Here is a 1,988-nt window from a genome sequence, read left to right on the forward strand (position 1 = left end):
GGCCATCTGCGATCCCATTGGCGCGGCCGGCGCGGCATGTAGCAGGCGCGGATCGGCCTTGATCACCGTCGGCGGCGGTAGATTGTCCAGGCTGGCGCGGGGCGCGATCGGACTTCGCAGATTCTGGATCGGCAAATCCCGGCCCGGCTCATAGCGCATCCGCTCATACTGCTCGCCCCCTTGGAACGCGGGCACGAAACGGATGATGCGACCCGAGCGGGCATCGATCAGCAGCCTGCCGTCTTCGCCGTCACGATCGAGCACCGAGATCACATAGGTGGCGCCGCGCTGCCGCGGCGCGCCCAGCGGCGAGAAGCCGTTGTCGCGGATGATGGCATAGACCTCGTGCACCGGCAGGAAGGCCGGCGCGTAGCCGTACTCCGGGCGATAGCCGTCTTGTCGATAAGGATCGGGGCGATAGGGATCGGCGCCGTACACGGGCGCCGGCGGCCGGTAACCATACTCCGGCCCGGGGCCGTAACCGTAACGCGGCGCCGGAATGGGAGCCGGCGGCGGAGGCGGCGCGTCCGAATAATAGGGACCGTCGAGGTCGGAGACCGGCTGGTACAGCGGCGACGCGGTGATTCCCGACGGAACCAGCGGCCCGCCCTGCGCGGCCGCGCTCGCCGCGACAAGCAAGCTCGCCGAAACGATCCCAATGATTGGCTTCATGACCACAGCTCCTGATAAAGCCCCGAAAAGTGGAGCGTTTTCGCTCGCATCATTTTTCGCGCCGAGGTTCTAGTCCGATTCAGGCGGTCCTTGGTCGGACCCAAGGCGGGATCAGGGCGCCTCGTTTCAGCGTGAAACCCGGCTGTGGAGGACCGCAAGAAAAGTCAACTCGGTAAGGCCGTCCGGGACACTGGAATGCTTGTATGGTAGAGAAAAGTTTGGCATGGTGGCAGTTAGGACAGGATGACTGTCTCAAATTTCCTTGCAAAGACAGGACAGACTTTGCAATGAAATTTCGGCGTCCATGGGCGGGCGCTCAGGAAGTTACCAGGCTTGGCTGTCCGTCGGGGACGTTTCACCCGGACGCCCGCCTGAACTCTGAAAATGCGGCTCGCTGTCGTGGACGAGCGTGGGCTCGGAATGAGGGGCCGCGCTACGCCCGGGGTGCGCCGGACGGTGGTGGTTAAAGGCCGAGGCCCTTGCCGGAACGAAGGGGATGGATATGAGCGGATCGATGTTCGAGCACGACAAGATTGCAAGCGGTGTGCCGGCTCAGGATTCCCGTTCGAAACCGGCTGATATCACCCGCGAATTGCACACTTGGCGCCCCGAGGCGGAGGGTCTCTATGACCCGGCGCAGGAGAAGGATTCCTGCGGCGTCGGCTTCATCGCCAACATCAAGGGTGAGAAGTCGCATCAGATCGTTGCCGACGCGCTCAACATCCTGTGCAATCTCGAGCACCGCGGTGCTGTCGGTGCCGACCCGCGCTTTGGCGATGGCGCCGGAATCCTGGTGCAGATCCCGCACGCCTTCTTCAAGCGCAAAGCTAAGGAGAACGGCTTCGATCTGCCCAATCCCGGCGAGTATGCGATCGGCGCGCTGTTCATGCCGCGCGACACCGCCTGGCGCAACGTCATCAAGAGCATCATCGCCGACCAGATCAAGGCTGAGAACCTGGTGCTGCTCGGCTGGCGCGACGTGCCCACCGACAACTCCTCGCTCGGCGAGACCGTGAAGCCGACCGAGCCGACCTGCATGCAGGTCTTCATCGGCCGCAATGGCGCCGCCAAGACCGAGGACGAGTTCGAGCGCCGGCTCTACATCCTGCGCAAGTCGATCTCGCAGGCGATCTATCAGCGCCGCGACCGCGGCATGTCGGGCTATTATCCCTGCTCGCTGTCGTGCCGGACCGTGATCTACAAGGGCATGTTCCTGGCCGACCAGCTCGGCAAGTACTACGCCGATCTGCACGAGCCGGATTTCGAGAGCGCGCTGGCGCTGGTGCATCAGCGCTTCTCGACCAACACCTTCCCGA

Annotated in this window: 2 pseudogenes; one reads left to right on the plus strand and one right to left on the minus strand. The window is 63.8% G+C overall.

Going from position 1 to position 1,988, the window contains the following annotated elements:
* Positions 1-672: pseudogene (locus WA702_RS06790) on the minus strand (hypothetical protein); the annotation flags it as partial.
* Positions 673-1,174: 502 nt separating this feature from the next.
* On the opposite strand from WA702_RS06790, the pseudogene WA702_RS06795 reads away from it, so the two are divergent.
* A pseudogene (locus WA702_RS06795) lies at positions 1,175-1,988 on the plus strand (glutamate synthase subunit alpha); the annotation flags it as partial.

It is taken from the genome of Bradyrhizobium sp., assembly GCF_049798375.1.
GTDB lineage: Bacteria > Pseudomonadota > Alphaproteobacteria > Rhizobiales > Xanthobacteraceae > Bradyrhizobium.